Origin of the sequence: Citrobacter werkmanii, from assembly GCF_008693645.1 — a bacterium.
Classification (GTDB): Bacteria; Pseudomonadota; Gammaproteobacteria; order Enterobacterales; family Enterobacteriaceae; genus Citrobacter; species Citrobacter werkmanii.
Map to the genome: position 1 here is coordinate 2,039,015 of NZ_CP044101.1, position 24,821 is coordinate 2,063,835.

19 protein-coding genes are annotated in these 24,821 nt (G+C 52.6%); 9 read left to right on the forward strand and 10 right to left on the reverse strand.

All coding sequences use genetic code 11. The annotated features are described in order from the left end of the window. Positions 1 to 101 precede the first annotated feature (101 nt). The 3 genes from ldtD to FOB24_RS10330 all read left to right on the forward strand — a co-directional run bounded on the left by ldtD (position 102) and on the right by FOB24_RS10330 (position 3,255). Entirely contained in the window at positions 102 to 1,853 is a 1,752-nt protein-coding gene (ldtD, locus tag FOB24_RS10320) for a L,D-transpeptidase (protein ID WP_085049198.1), read from the forward strand. A gap of 177 nt (positions 1,854 to 2,030) precedes the next feature. After that, positions 2,031 to 2,579 (forward strand): YcbK family protein, encoded by a 549-nt coding sequence (locus tag FOB24_RS10325; RefSeq protein ID WP_003831948.1) that lies wholly within the window; start codon positions 2,031 to 2,033, stop codon positions 2,577 to 2,579. A gap of 28 nt (positions 2,580 to 2,607) precedes the next feature. Then, a complete protein-coding gene (locus FOB24_RS10330) occupies positions 2,608 to 3,255 on the forward strand; it encodes an MBL fold metallo-hydrolase (protein WP_038639351.1) in 648 nt (215 codons plus the stop codon). 54 nt (positions 3,256 to 3,309) lie between these two features. Here the strand turns inward: FOB24_RS10330 and aspC are convergent, their stop codons facing one another. The 4 genes from aspC to pncB all read right to left on the reverse strand — a co-directional run bounded on the left by aspC (position 3,310) and on the right by pncB (position 9,135). After that, entirely contained in the window at positions 3,310 to 4,500 is a 1,191-nt protein-coding gene (aspC, locus tag FOB24_RS10335; RefSeq protein WP_042309427.1) for an aspartate transaminase, read from the reverse strand. 183 nt (positions 4,501 to 4,683) lie between these two features. Further along, positions 4,684 to 5,760, reverse strand: a complete 1,077-nt coding sequence (gene ompF / locus FOB24_RS10340; protein ID WP_121528839.1) for a porin OmpF — start codon at positions 5,758 to 5,760, stop codon at positions 4,684 to 4,686. 605 nt (positions 5,761 to 6,365) lie between these two features. Continuing rightward, entirely contained in the window at positions 6,366 to 7,766 is a 1,401-nt protein-coding gene (gene asnS, locus FOB24_RS10345; RefSeq protein WP_038639361.1) for an asparagine--tRNA ligase, read from the reverse strand. A 166-nt stretch (positions 7,767 to 7,932) separates the two neighbouring features. Further along, a complete protein-coding gene (gene pncB, locus FOB24_RS10350) occupies positions 7,933 to 9,135 on the reverse strand; it encodes a nicotinate phosphoribosyltransferase (protein WP_069323257.1) in 1,203 nt (400 codons plus the stop codon). Between the two features lie 265 nt (positions 9,136 to 9,400). Between pncB and pepN the strand changes: the two genes are divergently transcribed. Then, positions 9,401 to 12,013, forward strand: a complete 2,613-nt coding sequence (gene pepN, locus FOB24_RS10355; RefSeq protein WP_150344865.1) for an aminopeptidase N — start codon at positions 9,401 to 9,403, stop codon at positions 12,011 to 12,013. 96 nt (positions 12,014 to 12,109) lie between these two features. On the opposite strand, the gene ssuB is transcribed toward pepN, so the two are convergent. The 5 genes from ssuB to ssuE are packed head-to-tail and all read right to left on the reverse strand — an operon-like array spanning position 12,110 to position 16,360. Then, positions 12,110 to 12,877: an aliphatic sulfonates ABC transporter ATP-binding protein gene (gene ssuB, locus FOB24_RS10360; RefSeq protein ID WP_087857551.1), complete on the reverse strand. Its 768-nt coding sequence runs from the start codon at positions 12,875 to 12,877 to the stop codon at positions 12,110 to 12,112. Next, entirely contained in the window at positions 12,874 to 13,665 is a 792-nt protein-coding gene (gene ssuC / locus FOB24_RS10365; protein ID WP_038639375.1) for an aliphatic sulfonate ABC transporter permease SsuC, read from the reverse strand. The genes ssuB and ssuC overlap by 4 nt, the downstream gene beginning before the upstream one ends. Positions 13,666 to 13,675: 10 nt before the next feature. Continuing rightward, complete coding sequence (gene ssuD, locus FOB24_RS10370) at positions 13,676 to 14,821, reverse strand: FMNH2-dependent alkanesulfonate monooxygenase (RefSeq protein ID WP_038639379.1); 1,146 nt, start codon at positions 14,819 to 14,821, stop codon at positions 13,676 to 13,678. Continuing rightward, a complete protein-coding gene (locus FOB24_RS10375; RefSeq protein ID WP_087857549.1) occupies positions 14,818 to 15,792 on the reverse strand; it encodes a sulfonate ABC transporter substrate-binding protein in 975 nt (324 codons plus the stop codon). Before FOB24_RS10375 ends, ssuD begins: the two co-directional genes overlap by 4 nt. After that, positions 15,785 to 16,360, reverse strand: a complete 576-nt coding sequence (gene ssuE / locus FOB24_RS10380; RefSeq protein WP_038639389.1) for an NADPH-dependent FMN reductase — start codon at positions 16,358 to 16,360, stop codon at positions 15,785 to 15,787. Before ssuE ends, FOB24_RS10375 begins: the two co-directional genes overlap by 8 nt. 242 nt (positions 16,361 to 16,602) lie before the next feature. On the opposite strand from ssuE, the gene pyrD reads away from it, so the two are divergent. Together pyrD and zapC are read left to right on the forward strand one after the other, a co-directional pair. Further along, the gene (pyrD, locus tag FOB24_RS10385) at positions 16,603 to 17,613 is read left to right on the forward strand and encodes a quinone-dependent dihydroorotate dehydrogenase (protein ID WP_038639394.1); all 1,011 of its coding nucleotides are present in this window, start codon (positions 16,603 to 16,605) and stop codon (positions 17,611 to 17,613) included. A 165-nt stretch (positions 17,614 to 17,778) separates the two neighbouring features. After that, positions 17,779 to 18,321 (forward strand): cell division protein ZapC, encoded by a 543-nt coding sequence (zapC, locus tag FOB24_RS10390; protein WP_150344866.1) that lies wholly within the window; start codon positions 17,779 to 17,781, stop codon positions 18,319 to 18,321. Here zapC and FOB24_RS10395 read toward each other — a convergent pair. Beyond that, entirely contained in the window at positions 18,318 to 19,424 is a 1,107-nt protein-coding gene (locus FOB24_RS10395) for a YcbX family protein (RefSeq protein WP_061381848.1), read from the reverse strand. The two genes, zapC and FOB24_RS10395, sit on opposite strands and share 4 nt — an antisense overlap. A gap of 98 nt (positions 19,425 to 19,522) precedes the next feature. Here FOB24_RS10395 and rlmKL point away from each other — a divergent pair, with 98 nt between their 5' ends. The 3 genes from rlmKL to pqiA are packed head-to-tail and all read left to right on the forward strand — an operon-like array spanning position 19,523 to position 24,820. Continuing rightward, positions 19,523 to 21,631 carry a bifunctional 23S rRNA (guanine(2069)-N(7))-methyltransferase RlmK/23S rRNA (guanine(2445)-N(2))-methyltransferase RlmL gene (gene rlmKL, locus FOB24_RS10400; protein ID WP_085048601.1) on the forward strand — a complete coding sequence of 703 codons (2,109 nt, stop codon included), beginning with the start codon at positions 19,523 to 19,525 and terminating at the stop codon, positions 21,629 to 21,631. A 12-nt stretch (positions 21,632 to 21,643) separates the two neighbouring features. Next, positions 21,644 to 23,551: an ABC transporter ATP-binding protein gene (locus FOB24_RS10405; protein WP_121528844.1), complete on the forward strand. Its 1,908-nt coding sequence runs from the start codon at positions 21,644 to 21,646 to the stop codon at positions 23,549 to 23,551. Between the two features lie 15 nt (positions 23,552 to 23,566). Next, positions 23,567 to 24,820 (forward strand): membrane integrity-associated transporter subunit PqiA, encoded by a 1,254-nt coding sequence (pqiA, locus tag FOB24_RS10410; RefSeq protein WP_038639412.1) that lies wholly within the window; start codon positions 23,567 to 23,569, stop codon positions 24,818 to 24,820. Position 24,821: the final 1 nt, after the last annotated feature.

A 24,821-nucleotide genomic window follows, 5' to 3' on the forward strand; every position in this document is an offset into this window, starting at 1 on the left:
CAGCGTGTATTGGCGTTTTACAGGTCCGACCCCAACTAACTTAGGGGGAATGCATACGGCCTGGCTATTCAAAGTATGATAAAGAAAACAGGGGGCAAGGGATGTTGCTTAATAAAATGTGTGGTCGTCGGCTCTCGGCAATCAGTTTGTGCCTGGCCGTAACATTCGCTCCACTGTTCAATGCGCAGGCCGATGAGCCTGAAATGATCCCTGGCGATAGCTCAGCGTCCGTCAGTGAACAGCCTACGGCGTTATCGCAACCGCAGGTTCAATCTTCCGCCACTGCTATTATGGCGGGTATTCAACCGCTGCCAGAGGGCATGTCTGTCGATAAGGCGCGCGCCGACTTACAATCTCAACTTCCAGCGGGCTTCACGCCGGTATACATGAGTCAGTTGGAGCTGCTGTACGCTGCGCGCGATATGAAACCGATGTGGGAAAATCGTGATGCGGTAAAAGCATTTCAGCAACAGTTAGCCGAGGTGGCGATTGCTGGTTTCCAGCCGCAATTTACCACTTGGGTCGCATTGCTGACTGATCCGGCGGTAACCGGTCAGGCGCGAGACATCGTACTTTCTGATGCCCTGATGGGATATCTGCACTTTATCGCGAATATTCCTGTCAAAGGTAATCGCTGGCTCTACAGTAACAAGCCCTATGCGCTGGCAACTCCGCCGATTTCCGTGATCAACCAATGGCAGGTGGCGCTGGATAATGGCCAGCTGACGTCGTTTATTGCCAGCCTTGCGCCTCAGCATCCGCAGTATGCAGCCATGCATGAATCGTTGCTAAAACTGGTGAGCGATACGCGTCCCTGGCCGCAGTTAACCAGTACCGCGACGCTGCGTCCTGGCGAGTGGAGTAACGACATCCCCGCGTTGCGTGAAATTTTACGCCGTACCGGGATGCTCGAATCAGTCGTCAGTACGGCAGCTAAAGAAGGGCGTAGCGCTTACGGCAGTGAACTGGTCGAGGCGGTGAAGCGGTTTCAGACCTGGCAGGGGCTGGGGGCTGATGGCGCAATTGGACCCGCGACACGTGACTGGCTGAACGTAACGCCCGCGCAGCGTGCGGGGGTGCTGGCGTTGAATATTCAGCGTTTGCGCCTGCTGCCGAGTGACTTATCTACCGGTATCATGGTCAATATTCCTGCCTACTCGCTGGTCTATTACCAGAACGGTAATCAGGTGCTGGCCTCCCGCGTCATCGTCGGGCGTCCCGATCGTAAAACGCCGATGATGAGCAGTGCGCTGAATAATGTGGTCGTGAACCCGCCGTGGAACGTCCCGCCGACGCTGGCACGAAAAGATATTCTGCCTAAGTTGTGGAATGATCCGGGATACCTTGAGCGTCACGGCTATACCGTAATGCGCGGCTGGAATAGCAAAGAGACAATAGATCCGTGGCAGGTTGACTGGGCGACCATCACCGCATCCAATCTGCCGTTCCGCTTCCAGCAGGCGCCGGGCGCGCGTAACTCACTCGGACGTTATAAATTTAATATGCCGAGTTCAGATGCTATTTATTTGCACGATACGCCGAATCACAATCTGTTCCAGAAAGATACGCGGGCGCTTAGTTCAGGCTGCGTGCGTGTGAATAAGGCATCTGAGCTGGCGAATATGCTGTTACAGGATGCGGGATGGAATGATTCGCGCATCTCGGACGCCCTGAAGCAAGGGGATACACGGTACGTGAATATTCGCCAGAATATTCCGGTCAATCTCTACTACCTGACCGCGTTTGTGGGAGCGGATGGTCGGACGCAGTATCGTACAGATATTTACAATTACGATCTGACAGCGCGATCCAGCGCACAAATTGTGTCAAAAGCCGAACAATTAATCAGATAAATGAAGCAGTTCGAGGAAAATGATTGTCGTAAGTTATGTCGGAAACGGGGCAAAATGGCTGTAAGCCCCGTATTTCCTGGGGTTGGGAGCCTTGACGTAGACTACTTAGCCAGATAAGGTTTCCCGCGTGCGCTAGAGCATACATACGATAACATTGACCTTGTAGATCTTAATACCATGGACAAATTTGACGCTAATCGCCGCAAACTGCTGGCGCTTGGTGGCATTGCCCTCGGCGCTGCCATCCTGCCTACGCCCGCGTTTGCCACACTCTCTACCCCACGTCCGCGTATCTTGACTCTGAATAACCTGCATACCGGTGAGTCAATAAAAGCAGAGTTTTTTGATGGCAGGGGCTATATTCAGGACGAATTAGCAAAACTTAACCACTTTTTCCGTGATTTTCGGGCCAATAAAGTGAAATCCATTGACCCGGGATTGTTTGACCAACTCTTCCGTCTGCAGGGCCTGCTGGGCACGCGTAAACCCGTACAGCTGATCTCTGGCTATCGCTCAATCGATACCAATAATGAACTCCGTGCGCGCAGCCGTGGTGTCGCTAAGAAAAGCTACCACACGAAAGGCCAGGCTATGGATTTCCATATTGAAGGCATCGCATTAAGTAATATTCGCAAAGCTGCGTTATCTATGCGCGCAGGTGGTGTAGGATACTACCCCAGCAGTAACTTTGTGCATATTGACACCGGACCTGCACGGCACTGGTGATCCGTAAGCTTAATGAAACAGGAGCTGTATGAACTATCGTATTATTCCGGTCACTGCATTTGCCCAGAACTGCTCGTTAATCTGGTGTGAGCAGACTCGTCTGGCCGCGCTGGTCGATCCCGGCGGCGATGCCGGGAAAATCAAACAGGAAGTGGATGCCAGCGGTCTGACGCTTATGCAGATCCTGCTCACTCATGGTCATCTTGACCACGTTGGGGCGGCGGCTGAACTGGCACAGCATTATGGTGTCCCGGTTATTGGCCCGGAAAAAGAAGATGAGTTCTGGCTACAGGGGCTGCCTGCTCAGAGCAGGATGTTTGGCCTGGGAGATTGTGAGCCGCTGACGCCCGATCGCTGGTTGAATGAAGGCGACCGGATAAGCGTGGGCAATGTGACGTTACACGTACTGCATTGTCCGGGCCACACGCCGGGGCATGTGGTCTTCTTTGATGAGCAGTCAAAATTACTGATTTCGGGTGACGTGATTTTCAAAGGCGGCGTAGGACGCAGCGACTTCCCGCGCGGCGATCACAGCCAATTGATTGATTCAATTAAACGTAAACTGTTGCCGTTGGGCGATGACGTGACGTTTATTCCGGGCCACGGTCCACTTTCTACGCTGGGTCACGAACGGTTGCATAACCCGTTCCTGCAGGATGAAATGCCTGTCTGGTAAAAGCGCAGATAAATAAAAAGGCCGCGATTGCGGCCTTTTTTTGTGCGCTATTGATTACAGTACTGCGACAATCGCTTCGCACAGCGGCGCCATGTTATCTGGCGTCATTCCGGCTACGTTTACACGTCCGGAAGCGACGGCATAGACACCAAACTCTTCACGCAGACGCAGAACCTGTTCTTTAGTCAGGCCGCTGAATGAGAACATGCCGTTCTGTTTGATGATAAAGCTGAAGTCGCGGCTTGCACCTTTCTCCTGCAGCGTATTCACGAACAGTAAACGCATGCGCTGAATGCGTTGGCGCATATCAGTCAGCTCTTGTTCCCAGATGGCGCGCAGCGCGTCGTTGCTCAGAATCGTAGCGACTACGGATGCGCCGTGTGCCGGCGGGTTGGAATAGTTAGCACGAATGGCTGATTTCATCTGGCTAAACGCGCGGTCAACGGTTTCAGCATCGGCTGCAACCAGCGTACAGGCGCCTACGCGCTCATTGTACAGACCAAAGTTCTTGGAGTAGGAGCTGGCGACGATCAGCTCTTTGTGCAGCGCCGCGAATGCGCGCAGACCTTCCGCATCTTCTTCCAGACCACGGGCAAAACCCTGGTAGGCGAAGTCAAACAGCGGCAACCAACCTTTATCGACGGAAAGCTGAGCCAGCGTTTGCCACTGCTCCAGTGTTGGATCGATACCGGTTGGGTTATGGCAGCAGCCGTGGAATAACACCACGTCGCCGGCCTGCGCTTCGCTGAGGCTTGCCAGCATCGCATCAAAGTCTAAAGAGTGGTTTGCCGCATCGTAATAATTGTATTCACGAACTTCCAGACCGGCAGAGTTAAAGACGCTCTTATGGTTCGGCCAGCTTGGATTGCTCACCCAAACGCGTTTAGCCGAGGTGTTTTTTGCCAGGAAATCAGCTGCTACACGCAGTGCGCCAGTACCACCAGGGGTCTGTGCTGTACGTGCGCGTTTGTCGTTGATAAGCGAACTCTCTTTACCAAACAGTAATTCCTGAGTGCAGCGACCAAACTCTGGAATACCGTCAATGCCAAGGTAGTTTTTGGTGGTTTCATTTTCCAGTATATATTGCTCGGCTTTTTTAACGCTGGTCAGTACCGGCGTTTTGCCTGTCTCATCTTTATATACACCGATCCCGAGGTTTATTTTTCCTGGGCGGTCATCGGCACGAAACAAATCAGCCAGACCCAAAATAGGGTCGGCAGGAGCGGCGGTAATGTTCTCAAACATGACGAGGTTCCATAGTGATTACAGAAGGGAAGTCCGCTATCAGGTTAACGGTAGATTTACAAAATGCCAACCGTTACTGACGAAAAGCTGAGGTGTTTTTTTAAGACGCAAGAATCCGCTAGCAGAGATAAAAAAACAGGACCGAAGTCCTGTTTTTTAGGCATTTAACAAAGAGGTCTGCTATTAGAACTGGTAAACGATACCTACTGCGACGGTGTCGTCAGAGCCTACGCCCAGTTTGTTGTCAGAATCGATCTGGTTGATGATGTAATCAACATAGGTGGACATGTTTTTGTTGAAGTAGTAAGTCGCACCCACTTCGAAGTAGTTCACCAGATCTACGTCACCGATACCTTCAATGTCCTTACCTTTAGATTTGGTATAGGCGAGGGACGGACGCAGGCCGAAGTCGAACTGATACTGGGCAACCAACAGCACGTCTTCAGTTTTGTTGGCATAACCGTTAGCGATACGGGTAGCGTTGTGGGTTTCGCTGTAGTTCGCCGCCAGGTAGATGTTGTTCGCATCGTACTTAACGCCGGTCGCCCACTGCTCAGCTTTGTCGCCATGGCCGCGCAGAGCCGGGTTTTGTTGAGCATCGGTACGGTCAGCCGCACCGTAAGCACCTACGATACCGAAGCCGTCGAATTCGTAGCTGATAGAACCGCCAACGCCATCACCGTTAGAGCGACGAACGTCATCACGCTCATTTTTGCCCAGGTACTGAACGGCGAAGTTCAGGCCTTCAACCAGACCGAAGAAGTTGGAGTTACGGTAGGTTGCGAGACCGCCGTTACGCTGGGAGAAGAACTGGTCAGAAGCAGCGGTATCACCACCGAATTCTGGCAGCATATCGGTGTAACCCAGCGCATCGTATACGACGCCGTAGTTACGACCGTAGTCGAAGGATCCCGCGTCGCCGAATTTCAGACCAGCGAACGCCAGACGGGTTTTGTTGCCTTTCTGGGCATCGTCACCGCCTTCTGGGTTATTGCCGCTGAACTGGTATTCCCACTGGCCGTAACCGGTCAGTTGGTCGTTAATCTGAGTTTCCCCTTTGAAACCAAGACGGGCATAGGTCTGATCGCCGTTAGGCGCGTAGGCGTTATCACCGTTGTTCTTGGAAAAATAGTGCAGACCCACAGCTTTACCGTAAATGTCTACTTTGTTGCCATCTTTGTTATAAACTTCTGCAGCGTTAGCTGCCCCGGCTACCAGCAGAGCAGGGATAACCACTGCCAGAATATTGCGCTTCATCATTATTTATTACCCTCATCGGTTTTTATATGACACCTGCCACTGCCGCCAATAAATTCCGTCAATTAAAATTTACGGAACTATTGATGAGAGTTTGGTGTCTTTATGTGTCTGACAGGCATCTTTCCATTCAAACTATCGTTTCGCTACTCTCAAAGTGCTACAAATATAAAGATTTGGTTTCAAAAAGAAAAAATGTGTAACAAAACGTTATTTTTATGCAACTTTGTGAACAACTTCAAACTTCAGATGTCTCTGCGCTAAAAATCACCCCTGTTATTTCTATTTATATGATTTTCTTATATTTAATTTTGCTAAGACCGCTTTTTCTTCGCGATGACTAAAAGAACTGATTTAACTGAAGGTGATTTATGGACATCTGGACAGCCATGTGAAAGGTTAAAAAATGTACTATTTAATCAGAAAATGCTAATCCACAATAAAACTGCTGATTATTTTTTGTTCGAATGTGTTGCTGTGAAATATTACGTAACAGGAAGAGGGGAGGCGAAGGGTTGTATTTAACGTGTTATGGGGATCCCTGTAACGTGGCGCGGTTACAAAAAAGGCCAGCAATGAATGCTGGCCTTTGGATTAAAAATTCAGTTTTAGAAGCTGGCGTTACGCGGAGTACGCGGGAACGGAATGACATCACGGACGTTCTGCACGCCAGTAACGTAGGCAATCAGACGCTCGAAGCCTAAGCCGAAGCCGGAATGCGGAACGGTACCGTAGCGGCGCAGGTCGCGATACCACCAGTAATCTTCTTTATTCAGACCCATCTCCAGCATACGGGCATCCAGCACGTCCAGACGCTCTTCACGCTGAGAACCACCGATGATTTCACCGATTCCCGGAGCCAGTACGTCCATTGCCGCAACGGTTTTACCGTCTTCGTTAAGGCGCATATAAAACGCTTTGATATCTTTCGGGTAGTTTTTAACCACGACCGGCGCTTTAAAGTGCTCTTCAGCAAGATAACGTTCGTGCTCGGAAGAGAGATCCACACCCCAGTAAACCGGGTTTTCAAACTGTTTGCCGCATTTTTCGAGAATGCTTACCGCGTCGGTGTAGTCCACCTGCGCGAAGTCGGCGTCAATGAAACGTTCCAGGCGTGAAATCGCGTCTTTGTCTACGCGTTCAGCGAAGAATTTCATATCATCCGCACGCTCTGCCAGTACGGCCTTGAAAGCATACTTCAGCATGGCTTCAGCGAGGCCTGCCACGTCGTCCAGATTGGCGAAAGCCACTTCTGGCTCCAGCATCCAGAACTCTGCCAGGTGACGGCTGGTGTTAGAGTTTTCTGCACGGAACGTCGGGCCAAAGGTATAAATTTTGGACAGGGCGCAGGCGTAGGTTTCGCCGTTCAACTGACCAGAAACGGTCAGGAAGGCTTCTTTACCGAAGAAGTCCTTATCGAAGTCGACTTTTCCCTGATCGTTACGCGGCAGGTTTTCCAGATCCAGCGTAGAAACACGGAACATCTCACCAGCGCCTTCCGTATCGGAAGCGGTGATCAGCGGCGTGGATACCCAAAAGAAACCCTGCTCGTGGAAAAAACGATGCAGTGCTTGCGCCAGCGTATGACGTACACGCGCTACCGCACCAATCATGTTGGTACGCGGACGCATGTGCGCCACTTCACGCAAATACTCAATGCTGTGACGCTTGGCCGCCATCGGGTAGGTGTCAGGATCTTCAACCCAGCCCGCGACTTCAACCTCAGTGGCCTGAATTTCAAAGCTCTGTCCCTGTCCAGGCGACGCAACGACTTTACCCGTTACGATAACTGAACAGCCGGTTGTCAGGCGCAATACGTCCTGATTGTAATTGGGCAGAGAATTATTGATGACGGCCTGTACAGGATCAAAGCAGGAACCGTCATAAACGGCGAGGAAGGAGATGCCAGCTTTTGAATCTCGGCGGGTACGTACCCATCCGCGCACGGTGACTTCGCTGTCAACGGCTACGCGGCCCTGGAGTACGTCGGCTACAGGCACAACGCTCATAATATTCTCTCTGTTAATAGTCGGATATATAAACACATGTCCACCCGTAATGGGGGGGATACCTATGTTACCTGGCATCTGCAATCAGACAAGCAGAATTCGTTGCTGGAGTGAAAGATTTCGGAAATAAACGCGAAAAGGGAGCCGATGTGGCTCCCTGTGAAGATTAACTGGCTTTTTTAATATGCGGCAAATCGAAAGCTTTGCGCAACGCACGAACAAACGCTTTATCGTGGCAGATGGTTTTACCGGGGCTATCAGATAACTTCGCTACCGGTTTGCCGTTACATTCCACCAGCTTGATAACAATATTGAGCGGCTTAACCTGCGGAATATCACACGTTAGCCGTGTACCAATGCCAAAACTCAACTGTACGCGAGAAGAGAAGTGGCGGTAGAGCTCAATCGCTTTTTTCAGATCGAGGTTATCGGAGAACACCAGCGTTTTGCTCAGCGGATCAATCCCCAGTTTTTCATAGTGGGCAATGGCTTTTTCACCCCATTCAACCGGATCGCCAGAGTCGTGACGTAAGCCCTGGTAACGGGTCGCAAATTCAACGCCAAAGTCGCGTAAAAACGCATCCATGGTGATGCAGTCCGTCAGCGCAATCCCGAGTTGGTCAGGATACTCATTTAACCATGCGGCCAGCGCAACGCGCTGGCTGGTGGCAAGCTCCGGGCTGATTTGCTGATGAGCCTGGAACCACTCATGCGCTTGCGTACCCATCGGGGTTAATGACAGACGACGGGCGAGATCGTAGTTGCTGGTGCCGACAAACCAGGATTCTTGCTGCAGGCGTTTAACAATGGCCTGCTGTACTTCGCGTGAAAAACGACGGCGCGTACCGAAATCCATCAGATGGAAGCGGGACATATCGACATCTTTCGTTAAAGCAGAGAATTCGACTAGTTTGCTTTCCAGCTCATGGAGTGCCTGTGGGACGCCTGATTCGGGCGAACGGTAACGGTGCACCAGTTCGCTGATAACCGCCAGCAGCGGGACTTCCCACATGATCACTTCACGCCATGGACCGGTTAAGCGGATGTTCAGCTTGCCGTTATCGTTGGTGACGCACACCTGTTCCGGGTTATAGCGGAAATCACGTAACCAGGCGAGGTAATCAGCTTTAAAGAAAGGCAGGCCGGAGAGCCACTGGTACTCGTCCTCCTGCAGTCGCAGGTGCTGCATGGCATTCACCTGCTCACGAATAGCATCGGCATAAATACCGAGCAGGTCATCGCCACGGCAACGAAATTCAGCCGCTACTTGTACATCATAGTAGTGGTGAAAAACGGCTTGCTGCATATGCAACTTATAAGCGTCTGTATCCAGCAGCGAGTGCAGAACAGGAGAAGCGAATTGTGTCATAGGTGCGCAGTAGCATCCTCTCACGGGAGCGTTTAGTACAATAAACAACTAAGAAAACCGCTGGAGTATACCCTGTTTAGCGATTTATTGAACCCCGATCACACCATAAGCTGTCTTTCTGGTCGAGGGCAATTCGTGCCGCGTGTTATGAAAATGTAGCAAAAAGGGTGTTTGTGCCTGAAAAGATGAACATTCTGCGTAGCGCGATTTACGCAACAGGAATAGACTGAAGCCGAGACTCTACAAAGATGCTAAAGGTTTTTTTATGACACAACAGCCACAAGCCAAATACCGTCACGACTATCGTGCGCCGGATTACCAGATTACTGATATTGACTTGACCTTTGACCTGGATGCTGAAAAAACCGTGGTCACCGCCGTGAGCCAGGCTGTCCGTCATGGTGCGTCCAGTGCGCCGCTGCGCCTGGATGGCGAAGATCTGACCCTGGTGACAATCCACGTGAACGACGAGCCGTGGACAGAGTATAAAGAAGAAGAGGGCGCTCTGGTCATCAGTCAGTTGCCGGAACGTTTTACGCTGCGTATCGTGAATGAAATTAGCCCGGCGGCCAATACCGCGCTGGAAGGACTGTATAAGTCTGGCGATGCGCTGTGCACCCAGTGTGAGGCAGAAGGGTTCCGCCATATTACCTGGTATCTCGACAGACCCGATGTTCTGGCGCGTTTTACCACCAAAATTATCGCCGATAAAACCCAATATCCGTTCCTGCTCTCTAACGGCAACCGCGTGGCGCAGGGTGAACTGGAAAACGGTCGTCACTGGGTGCAGTGGCAGGATCCGTTCCCGAAACCGTGCTATCTGTTTGCGCTGGTAGCCGGTGATTTCGACGTCCTGCGTGACACCTTTACCACCCGCTCAGGACGTGAAGTGGCGCTGGAACTGTATGTCGATCGCGGCAATCTGGACCGTGCGCCGTGGGCAATGACCTCGCTGAAAAACTCCATGAAATGGGATGAGGAGCGTTTCGGCCTTGAGTATGACCTCGACATCTATATGATTGTCGCCGTCGACTTCTTCAATATGGGCGCGATGGAGAATAAAGGTCTGAACATCTTTAACTCCAAATATGTGCTGGCCCGCACCGATACGGCCACCGACAAAGACTATCTCGATATTGAACGCGTTATTGGTCACGAATATTTCCATAACTGGACCGGCAACCGTGTGACCTGTCGCGACTGGTTCCAGTTGAGCCTGAAAGAAGGTTTAACCGTGTTCCGCGATCAGGAGTTCAGTTCCGATCTCGGCTCACGTGCGGTAAACCGTATCAGCAATGTACGTACCATGCGCGGCCTGCAGTTTGCCGAAGACGCCAGCCCGATGGCGCACCCGATCCGCCCGGATATGGTTATCGAAATGAACAACTTCTATACCCTGACCGTGTATGAAAAGGGCGCTGAAGTCATTCGTATGATCCACACTCTGCTGGGGGAGACTAACTTCCAGAAAGGGATGCAGCTGTACTTTGAGCGTCATGACGGCAGCGCTGCTACCTGTGATGATTTCGTGCAGGCGATGGAAGATGCGTCCAATGTCGATCTCTCTCATTTCCGCCGCTGGTACAGTCAGTCCGGTACGCCGATTCTGACCGTGCGTGATGACTACAATCCGTCAACGGAACAATACACGCTGACTATCAGCCAGCGTACGCCAGCCACGCCGGATCAGGCCGAGAAACAACCGCTGCATATTCCTTTCGCCCTCGAGTTGTATGACAACGAAGGGAAAGTGATCCCGCTACAAAAAGGCGGGCATCCGGTGAATGCTGTGCTCAACGTGACCCAGGCAGAACAGACGTTTGTCTTTGATAACGTGTACTTCCAGCCGGTTCCGGCACTGCTGTGCGAATTCTCCGCACCGGTAAAACTGGAATACAAATGGAGCGATCAGCAACTGACCTTCCTGATGCGTCATGCGCGTAACGATTTCTCTCGTTGGGATGCGGCGCAAAGTCTGCTGGCGACCTATATTAAGCTCAACGTTGCCCGTCATCAGCAGGGTCAGCCGTTGTCGCTGCCGGTACATGTGGCCGATGCTTTCCGCGCGATTTTGCTCGATGAGAAAATCGATCCGGCGCTGGCGGCAGAGATCCTGACGTTGCCTTCGGTAAATGAAATCGCCGAACTGTTCGATATCATCGATCCGGTCGCGATAACGGAAGTTCGCGAAGCATTGACCCGCACGCTGGCGGCTGAGCTGGCGGATGAATTCCTCGCTATCTATAACGCTAATCATCTTGACGAGTACCGCGTTGAGCATGCTGATATTGGTAAGCGTACGCTGCGCAATGCCTGCCTGCGCTTCCTGGCCTTTGGCGAAACCCATCTGGCTGACACGTTGGTTAGCAAGCAGTACCGCGAAGCGAACAATATGACTGACGCCCTGGCGGCGCTGTCCGCTGCGGTGGCGGCGCAACTGCCATGCCGTGACGCATTGATGCAGGAGTATGACGATAAATGGCATCATGACGGTCTGGTGATGGATAAATGGTTTATCCTGCAATCCACCAGCCCGGCGAGAAACGTGCTGGAAACGGTACGCGGTCTGCTGGAGCATCGTTCCTTCAGTATGAGTAACCCGAACCGTATTCGTTCCCTGATTGGTGCTTTTGCGGGCAGCAACCCGGCGGCTTTCCATGCGGAAGATGGCAGCGGCTATCAGTTCCTGGTCGATATGCTGACTGAGCTGAACAGCCGCAATCCGCAGGTGGCGTCACGTCTGATTGAGCCGTTGATTCGTTTGAAACGTTATGATGCCAAACGTCAGGCGAAGATGCGTGCGGCGCTGGAACAGTTGAAAGGCCTCGAGAATCTCTCCGGCGATCTGTTCGAGAAGATTGACAAAGCGTTAGCCTGAAACGTTGACCTGTAATTTTGTAGGCCGGATAAGGCGGTAACGTCGCCATCCGGCAAAAGGCCCGGTAATCGCTATCGGGCCTTGTTTTCTGAGTGGTTATCCATGCCGACGGATCGGTTGTTCCGTCTCGCCGCGTTTCATCACCCGGTTCAACACTTCCGCTTCCAGCTCGGCTAACCGCACCGATCCCAAACGGCGGGGGCGCTGAATATCCACCGTCAGATCCAGCCCGATTTTACCCTCTTCGATCAATAGCACGCGGTCTGCCATTGCGACGGCCTCACTGACATCGTGCGTCACCAGCAGCACCGTAAAGCCGTGGTCCTGCCATAGCGAGACGATCAGATCCTGCATCTCAAGACGGGTTAACGCATCCAGCGCGCCGAGCGGTTCATCCAGTAACAGCAGGCCAGGGCGGTGAATTAATGCCCGCGCCAGGGCCACGCGCTGTTTTTGGCCGCCAGACAGGGCGGCAGGCCACTCCTGTGCCCGGTTTTCGAGGCCAACAGCGGCCAACGCATTACGGGCCGCATCGCGCCATTGACCTTTCAGCCCCAGACCAACGTTATCGATAACCGTTTTCCATGGCAGCAGGCGCGCATCCTGAAACATCATGCGCGTATCATCCTGAATCTCTGCCAGCGGGGTAGTTCCGGCAAGTAATGCGCCTGAAGTGGGCGATTCCAGCCCAGCCAGCAGGCGCAGCAAGGTGCTTTTGCCACCGCCACTGCGGCCCACTACGGCAACAAATTGCCCTGCCGGAATATGCAGATCTAATTGATTCAGCACTGTATTGGCGGCGTATTGTTTGGTCACGGCGCTCAGCAAAAGCGGCGTACCCTGATTCAAGCGAGCGGTATTCATACAGTAGCCTCCTTCACATGGTAAGCCGGGTTCCAGCGCAGCCAGACTCGCTCCAGCAGTTGGGCGCTGACATCGGCAAGTTTGCCGAGCAGGGCGTAGAGAATGATGGCCACTACCACCACGTCGGTTTGCAGAAATTCTCGCGCATTCATCGCCAGATAACCAATGCCGGCATTGGCGGAAATGGTTTCCGCAACGATCAACGTCAGCCACATCAGTCCGAGAGCAAAACGTACGCCAACCATAATCGAGGGCAGGGCGCCGGGGAGGATCACATGGATAAACAGTGAAAAGCCGGACAATCCATAGCTGCGCGCCATCTCCACCAGGCCGCGATCGATATTGCGGATCCCGTGCCAGGTGTTGATGTAAATCGGGAACAGTGTGCCCAAGGCGACGAGAAAGATCTTCGCCGATTCATCAATGCCGAACCACAAAATCACCAGCGGGATCAGCGCCAGATGGGGAACGTTGCGCAGCATCTGTATCGACGTATCCAGCAGGCGTTCCCCCCAGCGTGAAAGACCGCTGATGAGTCCCAGCGTCAAACCCAACGATCCACCGATCGAGAATCCGATCAGCGCGCGCCAGGAACTGATCGCCAGATGCTGCCAAAGCTCGCCACTGGCGGAAAGTGTCCAGAAGGCTTCGACAACGCCTTCCGGGGAGGGCAGGATGCGGGTGGATAGCCAGCCCATTGACGAGGCTATCTGCCAGAGCGCCACCAGACCTACCGGCAAAAACCAGGGTGCGAGGCGCAATAGCCACCTGTTTTTCGGTGTTGTCATCAGCGTGTCCTTAGCTTTGCGCGACCTTACGGGGAATAAATTCGTTAGCCACCGCTTCGCCTTGTTGGTGCAGACGCTGTGGCTGTGGAATTTCAGGTATCGAAACATCCAGATGCGGGAACAGTAGCTCGCCAACTTTGTACGCCTCTTCCAGATGCGGATACCCCGACAGCACAAAGCTGTCGATACCCAGCGCGGCGTACTCGTTTATGCGCGCTGCGACGGTCGGGCCGTCGCCGACCAGCGCGGTTCCGGCGCCGCCACGCACCAGCCCAACGCCTGCCCACAGGTTCGGGCTTATTTCCAGTTTGTCGCGTTTACCGTTGTGCAGCGCGGCCATCCGCTGTTGGCCAACCGAATCTGTTCTTGAGAAGGCGGCCTGGGCTTTGGCAATCGTGTCGTCATCAAGATGCGAAATCAGACGCTCCGCTGCCTGCCACGCCTCATCCGTCGTCTCCCGCACGATCACATGCAAACGAATACCAAAGCGGATCTTGCGTCCAAGCGCTGCTGCTTTGGCTCGCACTTGCTCAATCTTCTCTTTCACCTGTTCAGGCGGTTCGCCCCAGGTCAGATAGAGATCAACCTGCTCGGCAGCCAGGTCTTGCGCGACATCGGAAGAACCGCCGAAATAAAGTGGCGGCCAGGGTTGTTGTACGGGAGGAAAAAACAGCTTCGCGCCGCGGACGTGCATATGTTTGCCGTTGAAATCCACCGTTTCCCCCTGTAACAGCCGACGCCAGATCTGGGTGAATTCAGCAGAAGCTTCATAGCGCTCGGTGTGATCAAGAAACACGCCGTCGCCAGCCAGCTCCTGTGGATCGCTGCCGGTCACCAGGTTAAACAGCGCCCGGCCGTTAGAGAGTCTGTCGAGCGTTGCAGCCTGGCGTGCGGCAACCGTTGGCGAGGTTACGCTTGGACGCAGCGCGACCAAAAACTTGAGCCGCTGAGTAACAGGGATCATGGAGGCGGCTACCAGCCAGGCATCTTCACAGGAGCGACCGGTTGGGATCAACACGCCGGTAAATCCCAGGCGATCGGCAGCCTGCGCGATTTGCTGCAGATAACTGTGATCGACCGGACGCGAGCCTTCTTCCGTCCCCAGATAGTGGCCATCCCCGTGGGTGGGTAAAAACCAGAACATGTTCAGACTCATAATTTTGCTCCTGTCTGCTGAGTGGGTTGCCAGATACGCTGGCGAATATCGATTTTTTTCGGCACCAGACGATTGTCATAAAACAGATCGGCGGTTTGTTGTTGCAGGGCGGCAACCGAGGCGCTGACGGGTGAGATGGTCGTTGGCGGCCGGTGATCAAGATAAGACGCAATCACCGGCTCTGGCAGTCCCATGGTTTTGGCCAGCAGGGTAATACTTTGCTGGCGCTGGCTGAGAGTTAACGCATCAGCCTGGCTAAAGGTATCCAGCACGCCAAGAACAAACGCGCCATTTTTCTCGGCATAAGGACGCGCGGCGAGATAAAAGGAGCCGGTCTGTTTGAGGTCTGAGCCATCTTTTAGCACGCGCACATCACCCTGCAGCAACGCGGCGGAATAGTAAGGATCCCAGATAGCCCACGCATCAACGTTACCTTGCTGGAAGGCTGCTCTGGCATCTGCGGGTGTCAGATATGTTGGTTGAATATCGGTAAATTTCAGCCCGGCCTGTTGTAAGGCTCGCAGCAGTAAATTGTGGGCGCTGGAACCTTTCTGGAAGGCGACTTTATGCCCTTTGAGCTGCGCAACGCTCTGGATCGGGCTGTTTTTGGGCACCAGAATCACTTCGGCTTTTGGTTTGGGCGGCTCGACGCCAACGTAAACCAGATCGGCTCCGGCGGCCTGGGCGAAAATCGGCGGAATGTCACCGGTACTGCCGAGATCGATACTGCCAATATTGAGTGCTTCCAGCATTTGCGGCCCTGCCGGAAACTCAATCCACGAGATTTTGGTCTGTGGGTAGCGTTTCTCCAGTAACTGATGGCTTTTTGCCAGCACCATACTGACGCTTCCTTTCTGGTAGCCTATGCGCAGCGCGTCTGGTGCAGACTCTGCGGCATGGACGAGCGTTGAAAGTGACAGCAATCCGGTCAACGCCAACCACGGCGTGTGACGCTTGAGCAGATTAAGCATGGGCGGCACCTCGCAGAGCATTCAATTGAGGAAGTTGGACATCACGACGATGCAACGCCAGCCAGAAGGTGTCGAGCGCATTGTCCAGACGCAGTTGCAGGTTGGGCGTAAACTGCGGTTTATGCTGATAATCAATGACCTGTGAATCATCAGCAAAAACACCGTGCAGGATTTCCTGGGCTTTTAACGCGCTCAGCACCGGCTTAAGCGCGTAATCAACGGCCAGTAAATGCGCCACGGTACCGCCTGTTGCCAGCGGCAAAACCACTTTTCCTTCCAGTGCGCGTTCGGGAAGCAGATCGAGCAACGTTTTCAACGCTCCGGAGTAAGCTGCTTTGTAGACCGGCGTTGCAACAATCAATCCGTCGGCGTCGTGCAGTTGTTCGACAAAGGTTTTCAGCGCCGGGCTGTCGAAGCGCGCATAAATCAGGTCTTCTGGGGCAAAGTTGTGCAGATTCCAGTGACAGACTTCAACATCCTGGTCGTTCAGTTTTTCCCGGGCGTATTCCAGTAAGGCGCTGGAGCGAGAGGGGAAGCGTGGGCTTCCCGCCAGAGTAATGACGCGCATAATTTCAATCTCCACTTATAACTAATTGTTCGCTTTTATTTAACATTGATAACAATTTGTGCAGTCTGGCAGAGAGATTTTGTTTATCGAAATGATTTATACGGGATAGAAAAGTTGAAAAATGAATAAAACGGCAGAAGCAGGAAAACGATTGCTATTTATTGCCGCAGGTCAATTCCCTTTTTGCTCGCGATCGCACATAATACGCCCCCGGTTTGCACACCGGGAATCCAGGAGAGTTCATGTACTACCCCTTCGTTCGTAAAGCCCTTTTCCAGCTCGATCCTGAGCGCGCTCATGAATTGACATTCCAGCAGTTACGTCGCATTACCGGCACGCCGCTCGAAGCGCTTGTCCGCCAGAAAGTACCCGCAAAACCGGTTACCTGTATGGGGCTGACGTTTAAAAATCCGCTCGGGCTTGCTGCCGGACTGGATAAAGACGGGGAGTGCATTGATGCGCTCGGTGCGATGGGATTCGGTTCAATTGAAATTGGTACCGTGACGCCACGCCCTCAGCCCGGGAACGATAAACCACGTCTGTTCCGTCTGGTGGATGCGGAAGGTTTGATCAACCGCATGGGATTCAATAACCTGGGTGTTGATAACCTGGTAGAGAACGTTAAGAAATCACATTTTGACGGCATTCTCGGCATTAATATTGGTAAGAATAAAGATACTCCGGTAGAAAACGGCAAAGATGACTATCTGATTTGTATGGAAAAAGTCTATGCTTATGCCGGTTATATCGCGATTAATATCTCTTCACCGAATACGCCGGGATTACGCACGCTGCAATACGGTGAAGCGCTGGATGATCTGCTGACGGCAATTAAAAATAAGCAAAACGATCTGCAAGCGATCCACCATAAATATGTTCCGGTGGCCGTAAAGATCGCGCCGGATCTTTCCGTCGAAGAACTGATCCAGGTTGCCGACAGTTTAGTTCGGCATAATATTGATGGTGTAATTGCAACTAACACCACTCTCGATCGTTCTCTCGTACAGGGAATGAAAAATTGCGATCAAATGGGGGGACTGAGCGGTCGTCCGTTACAATTAAAAAGTACAGAAATTATTCGCCAGTTGTCTCAGGAATTAAATGGTCAGTTACCGATTATTGGCGTTGGCGGTATTGACTCGGTGATTGCCGCGCGCGAGAAAATAGCCGCCGGCGCAACCCTCGTACAGATTTATTCGGGCTTTATTTTTAAAGGCCCGCCGTTGATTAAAGAAATCGTCACCAATATCTGAATGCTACCATAATCACAATCCAGGGCTTTATTTCTAGCCCTGGTTGTTTTATATTCCTTTACTGTTGCTTATTTAAACATTCTGAGCTTTTATTATTAGGGCAATAAACGAAGCGGCAAAAGGATACTGTCGTAACGGCGATGATTAAGGAAAGGAGAGAAACTGATGCGAATTAAACCCGACGATAACTGGCGCTGGTATTATGATGAAGAGCACGATCGTATGATGCTCGATTTAGCCAATGGTATGTTATTCCGTTCGCGTTTTGCTCGTAAAATGCTCACGCCTGATGCCTTTACTCCTTCCGGATTTTGCGTTGATGACGCCGCGCTTTATTTTTCCTTTGAAGAAAAATGCCGCTATCTGGATTTAGCGAAAGAACAAAAAGCGGAACTGGTGCTCAATGCGCTGGTGGCTATTCGTTATCTTAAGCCGCAGATGCCAAAAAGTTGGCACTTTGTCGCCCACGGCATTAACTGGACGCCAGTGCCAGGGGACGCTGCCTGTGTCGATTTAAGCGATACCGATGAACAGGTAAACCTGTTAGTGGTTGAGCCGGGTGAAAACGCCGCGCTTTGTCTGCTGGCGCAACCGGGCGTGGTGATTGCCGGACGCACCATGCAGCTTGGCGACGCAATTAAAATCATGAATGACAGACTGAAACCGCAGACAATTGTTGACAGTTTCAGCCTTGAGCAGGCGGTTTAACTTTCCAGCCTGATTGCCGTTTTGGGCACACAACTGCAGCACAGAATTGTCCCGTCATCTCCCATCGCTGATTTTTTCAGCGGGCTCACTTCGCCTTCTACCAACCGAATTCGACAGCATCCGCAAATTCCCGCCCGACATGAGTAGGGAACCCGGATACCCTGGTTTTCCAGCTGTTCAAGCAATACCTGCTGATTATTTCCGCGAAAGGTCTGTCCCTGCCACTCGATAAGCACCGTGGCATCGGGTTGTTGCACCGGGGCAGTATCATCGGTTTCTGCCGCGCCATATACTCTGGCCGGACCGGTGGACAGAATTTCAACCTCGTCGCCGACGCGAATCACGCCACTGTTACGCGCAATGAGATTCTGACCAAAATCGACATCGCCGTTATCCGTCGCAGTGCGAAAGCTTTGCAGCGTGGCCAGCGGTTCGCCGGACGGATGCTTCTGACCTTTTTCAGGGCTGACGGTGGTGAAAATGCAGCGGCTACAAGGTTTAGCCACGTCAAAAATAACCTCGCCAATGCGGATCACTTTCCAGGTATCTTCTTCCCAGGCGGCAGCGCCTGAAACCACCAGATTGGGGCGAAACTGCTCCATTTTTACGCTTGCCGGGCAGCGCTGTTGCAAATCGCGCAATGACGCTTCGTTAGTTAAAAGGTAGGGATAACCATCGGCAAAGGATAACGGAACATCATCGCGGCGCTTCACTCGGCGCGTCAGCTGCGGACCAACCCAGCGAAGCTGCACGTCACGGGAGAAAAAACCGCTCAGCCACTGGTTGATAGCCGCTGGCGCAATACGCGCGGTAAAATGGTTGCCCCACACTTCCGTCGGCGCATCCTGCAGGGCGAAGTCGGCAAATCGCACAAGCGCGCTGCTACCGTCTGGCGCCGTAAGATGCAATCCATCGTGGAAAGGGGAAGGGGTAAAACGCACCATCTGTGGGAACTGTCGGGCGGTAATGAACGTCCCGTCGGGTTCGGTAATCATAAATATGCGATCAAAGGCGAGACCACTAACGTCTGCCAGAGCGTGGGTAAGCCCAATACCGCGCATTGATTTAACCGGATGAATAAAAAGTCGGGTTAACGTGACCACTGTACAGCCCCTCGAGCGAAAATAAGCCTTCAACTTTATGACATACCGCCCATATTAGCTATAATGCGCAGCAATTTTCTCGGAGTAAAAGTGACATTATGAATTCTCTGTTTGCCAGTACGGCCCGCGGGCTGGAAGAGCTGTTAAAAACTGAACTGGAAAACCTTGGCGCGCTGGAGTGTCAGGTCGTTCAGGGTGGGGTCCATTTTAAGGGCGACACGCGGCTTGTTTACCAGAGCCTGATGTGGAGCCGCCTGGCCTCGCGCATTATCCTGCCGATGGGAGAGTGCAAGGTCTACAGCGATCTTGATCTGTACCTCGGTGTTCAGGCAATCGACTGGACAGAGATATTTAATCCGGGCGCTACATTTGCGGTGCATTTTAGCGGCCTGAACGAAACCATTCGTAATAGTCAGTACGGGGCGCTGAAGGTAAAGGATGCGATTGTCGACGCCTTTACCCGTAAAAATCTGCCGCGTCCGAATGTGGATCGTGAATCTCCGGATCTGCGCATTAACGTGTGGCTGAATAAAGATACCGCCAGTATTGCGCTCGATCTGAGCGGTGATGGCCTGCATCAGCGTGGGTATCGCGATCGCGCAGGTCAGGCGCCGATTAAAGAAACGCTGGCTGCCGCCATTGTGATGCGTTCAGGTTGGCAACCGGGCACGCCGTTACTCGATCCGATGTGTGGCTCCGGTACACTGCTGATTGAAGCGGCGATGTGGGCAACCGATCGTGCGCCTGGTCTGCACCGTGGTTATTGGGGCTTTAGCGGTTGGGCGCAGCACGATGACGCTGTGTGGCAAGAGGTTAAAGCCGAAGCGCAGGTGCGCGCGCGTAAGGGTCTCGCAGACTACACCTCGCACTTCTATGGATCTGACAGCGATGCTCGCGTAATTGAAAAAGCACGCAGTAACGCCCGTCGCGCCGGCATTGCCGATCTGATGACGTTTGAAGTTAAAGATGTCGCCAAACTGAGCAACCCGTTACCGAAAGGACCGTACGGGACGGTTATCAGCAACCCGCCGTACGGCGAACGTCTGGATAGCGAACCGGCGCTGATTGCCCTGCACAGCCTGCTGGGGCGCACAATGAAAAACCAGTTTGGCGGCTGGAATCTGTCCCTGTTTAGCGCCTCGCCGGATTTGCTCAGCAGCCTGCAATTACGTGCTGATAAGCAGTTTAAAGCGAAAAATGGTCCGCTGGATTGCGTGCAGAAGAACTATCACGTTGCAGAAACCACCGCCGACAGTAAGCCTGCCACGGTCGCGGAAGATTATGCCAACCGCCTGCGTAAGAATCTTAAGAAGCTGGAAAAATGGGCGCGTCAGGAAGGTATTGAATGCTATCGCCTGTACGATGCCGACCTGCCGGAATACAACGTGGCGGTAGATCGCTACGGTGACTGGGTCGTGGTGCAGGAATACGCGCCGCCGAAAACGGTCGATGCGCAGAAAGCGCGTCAACGCCTGTTCGACATCATTGCCGCTACGCTCTCGGTACTTGAGATTGCTCCGAATAAACTGGTGCTGAAAACCCGTGAACGTCAAAAAGGCAAGAACCAGTATCAGAAGATGAATGAGAAGGGTGAATTCATTGAGGTAAGCGAGTACAACGCTCGTCTGTGGGTGAACCTGACTGACTATCTTGATACCGGTTTGTTCCTCGATCACCGCATTGCGCGTCGCATGCTGGGTCAGATGAGTAAAGGTAAGGATTTCCTCAATCTGTTCTCCTACACCGGTAGCGCCAGCGTTCATGCCGGACTGGGCGGCGCGCGGAGCACCACGACGGTTGATATGTCGCGTACCTACCTGGAATGGGCTGAACGCAACCTGCGTTTGAACGGCCTGAGTGGTCGCGCTCACCGTTTAATTCAGGCCGATTGTCTGGGCTGGCTGCGCGATGCCAATGAACAGTTCGATCTGATTTTCATCGATCCGCCAACGTTCTCTAACTCTAAACGCATGGAAGATTCGTTTGATGTGCAGCGCGATCATCTGGCGCTGATGAAAGATCTGAAACGTCTGTTACGTAAAGACGGGACGATCATGTTCTCCAACAACAAACGTGGATTCCGTATGGATCTCGAGGGTCTGGCTGAGCTGGGATTGAAAGCACAAGAAATTACCCAAAAAACGCTTTCCCAGGACTTTGCCCGTAACCGTCAGATCCACAATTGCTGGCTGATTACCGCAGCCTGAAAGGATAAGTAAATGTCATTGATCAGTATGCATGGTGCATGGCTGTCGTTCAGCGATGCGCCCCTTCTTGATAATGCGGAACTGCATATCGAGGATAACGAACGCGTCTGTCTGGTAGGCCGTAACGGCGCGGGCAAATCGACGCTGATGAAGATCCTGAACCGTGAACAGGGTCTTGACGACGGGCGTATTATTTATGAGCAGGATCTGGTCGTCGCGCGTCTGCAACAGGATCCGCCGCGTAATGTCGAGGGCAGCGTGTATGACTTCGTTGCCGAAGGTATTGAGGAACAGGCTGAATACCTGAAGCGGTATCATGATATTTCGCGCCTTGTCATGACCGATCCCAGCGACAGAAATCTGAATGAGATGGCGCGGGTTCAGGAAATGCTCGATCACCACAATCTGTGGCAGCTCGAAAGTCGCATTAATGAAGTGTTGGCGCAACTGGGGCTGGATCCTAACGCCGCGCTTTCGTCGCTGTCTGGTGGTTGGCTGCGTAAAGCGGCGCTGGGCCGCGCGTTGGTGAGTAATCCGCGCGTATTGCTGCTCGATGAACCGACGAACCATCTGGACATTGAAACAATCGACTGGCTGGAAGGGTTCCTGAAATCCTTCAACGGGACAATCATTTTCATTTCCCACGACCGTTCATTTATTCGCAACATGGCGACGCGTATTGTTGATCTTGACCGCGGCAAACTGGTGACCTATCCGGGGAACTACGATCAGTATCTGCTGGAGAAAGAAGAAGCGCTGCGGGTAGAAGAGTTACAAAACGCGGAGTTTGATCGCAAGCTGGCGCAGGAAGAGGTTTGGATCCGCCAGGGTATCAAAGCGCGTCGTACCCGTAACGAAGGCCGTGTGCGCGCCCTGAAAGCGATGCGTCGCGAGCGCGGGGAACGTCGCGAAGTGATGGGCACGGCGAAGATGCAGGTTGAAGAGGCGAGCCGTTCGGGCAAGATTGTCTTCGAAATGGAGAATGTGGATTATCAGGTTGATGGTAAGCAACTGGTAAAAGATTTCTCTGCACAGGTGCAGCGCAGCGACAAAATTGCGTTAATTGGCCCTAACGGTTGCGGCAAGACGACGCTGCTCAAACTGATGCTAGGCCAACTGCAGGCTGACAGTGGACGTATTCATGTTGGGACCAAGCTGGAAGTGGCTTATTTCGATCAGCACCGGGCTGAACTGGATCCGGATAAAACCGTGATGGACAATCTGGCCGAAGGTAAACAAGAGGTGATGGTCAACGGTAAACCCCGCCATGTGCTGGGCTACCTGCAGGACTTCCTGTTCCACCCGAAACGGGCGATGACGCCAGTACGCGCGCTCTCCGGTGGGGAACGAAATCGTCTGTTGCTGGCGCGTTTGTTCCTGAAACCCAGTAATCTTTTAATTCTCGATGAACCAACGAACGATCTTGACGTCGAAACGCTGGAACTGCTTGAAGAGCTGATTGACAGCTATCAGGGCACCGTACTGCTGGTGAGCCACGACCGTCAGTTTGTGGATAATACCGTTACGGAATGTTGGATCTTCGAAGGCGGTGGTAAAATTGGTCGTTATGTCGGCGGTTACCATGACGCGCGCAGCCAGCAATCGCAGCATGTGGCGTTTAAACAGCCCGTTGTGAAAAAAACAGAGGAAGCTGTTGCTCCTAAAGCAGAAATTGTCAAACGTGGCACGAGCAAACTAAGCTATAAACTGCAGCGCGAACTGGAGCAGCTCCCCGCATTGCTTGAAGAACTGGAAGCTAAGCTGGAAACATTACAAGCTCAGGTTGCTGACGCCGCTTTTTTCAGTCAGCCGCACGAGCAAACGCAACAAGTTTTAGCTAATCTGAACGAAGCGGAACAAGAACTTGAGCAAGCCTTTGAGCGCTGGGAGTATCTTGAATCTTTGAAGAATGGCGCATAATTTAAAGGAGCACATATGTGCGAACATCACCATGCCGCGAAGCATATTTTGTGTTCGCAGTGTGACATGCTGGTGGCGTTACCGCGCCTTGAGCATGGTCAGAAAGCGGCATGTCCACGATGTGGCACTACGTTAACGGTTGAGTGGGACGCGCCGAGGCAGCGTCCTACTGCCTATGTTTTAGCAGCGCTGTTCATGCTGCTTTTATCAAACCTCTTCCCTTTTGTGAATATGAACGTCGCAGGGGTAAGCAGCGAAGTGACGTTGCTGGAAATCCCCAGCGTGCTCTTCTCTGAAGATTACGCCAGCCTCGGCACGTTTTTTTTATTATTCGTCCAGTTGGTTCCCGCGTTTTGTTTACTGACTATTCTGCTGCTGGTGAACCGTGCCGAAATGCCTGGCTGGCTAAAGGCCAGGCTTGCGCGCGTCCTGTTCCAGTTGAAAAGCTGGGGGATGGCGGAAATCTTCCTCGCCGGAGTGCTGGTCAGTTTCGTTAAGCTGATGGCTTATGGTGATATCGGCGTGGGCAGCAGTTTCATCCCATGGTGCTTCTTTTGTGTACTACAGCTACGGGCGTTTCAGTGCGTTGACCGCCGTTGGCTGTGGGATGATATTGCGCCAATGCCTGTCATTAACCAGGAATTAAAGCCAGGCGTGCCCGGCATCCGGCAGGGGTTGCGTTCTTGTTCCTGCTGCACCGCGATTCTTCCCGCTGACGAACGGGTGTGCCCGCGCTGCGAGACGAAAGGCTACGTGCGTCGCAAAAACAGTCTGCAATGGACGATGGCGTTATTGTTCACGTCAATCATGCTTTATCTTCCTGCCAACATCCTGCCGATCATGATTACCGATTTGCTCGGATCCAAGTTGCCGTCAACGATTCTTGAAGGCGTGGTTTTGATTTGGAGCGAGGGCTCTTATCCGGTGGCGGCGGTTATCTTTATCGCCAGTATTATGGTGCCGACGTTGAAAATGATTGCCATTGCCTGGCTATGTTGGGATGCCAAGGGGCACGGCAAACGTGACAGTGAACGTATGCACTTGATTTATGAAGTGGTGGAATTTGTCGGTCGCTGGTCAATGATCGACGTTTTTGTGATTGCGGTACTCTCTGCGCTGGTGCGCATGGGAGGGTTAATGAACATTTATCCTGCAATGGGTGCTTTGATGTTTGCTTTAGTCGTCATTATGACAATGTTTTCTGCGATGACATTTGATCCGCGTCTGTCGTGGGACCGTGAACCAGAACCAGATCATGAGGAGTCCTGAC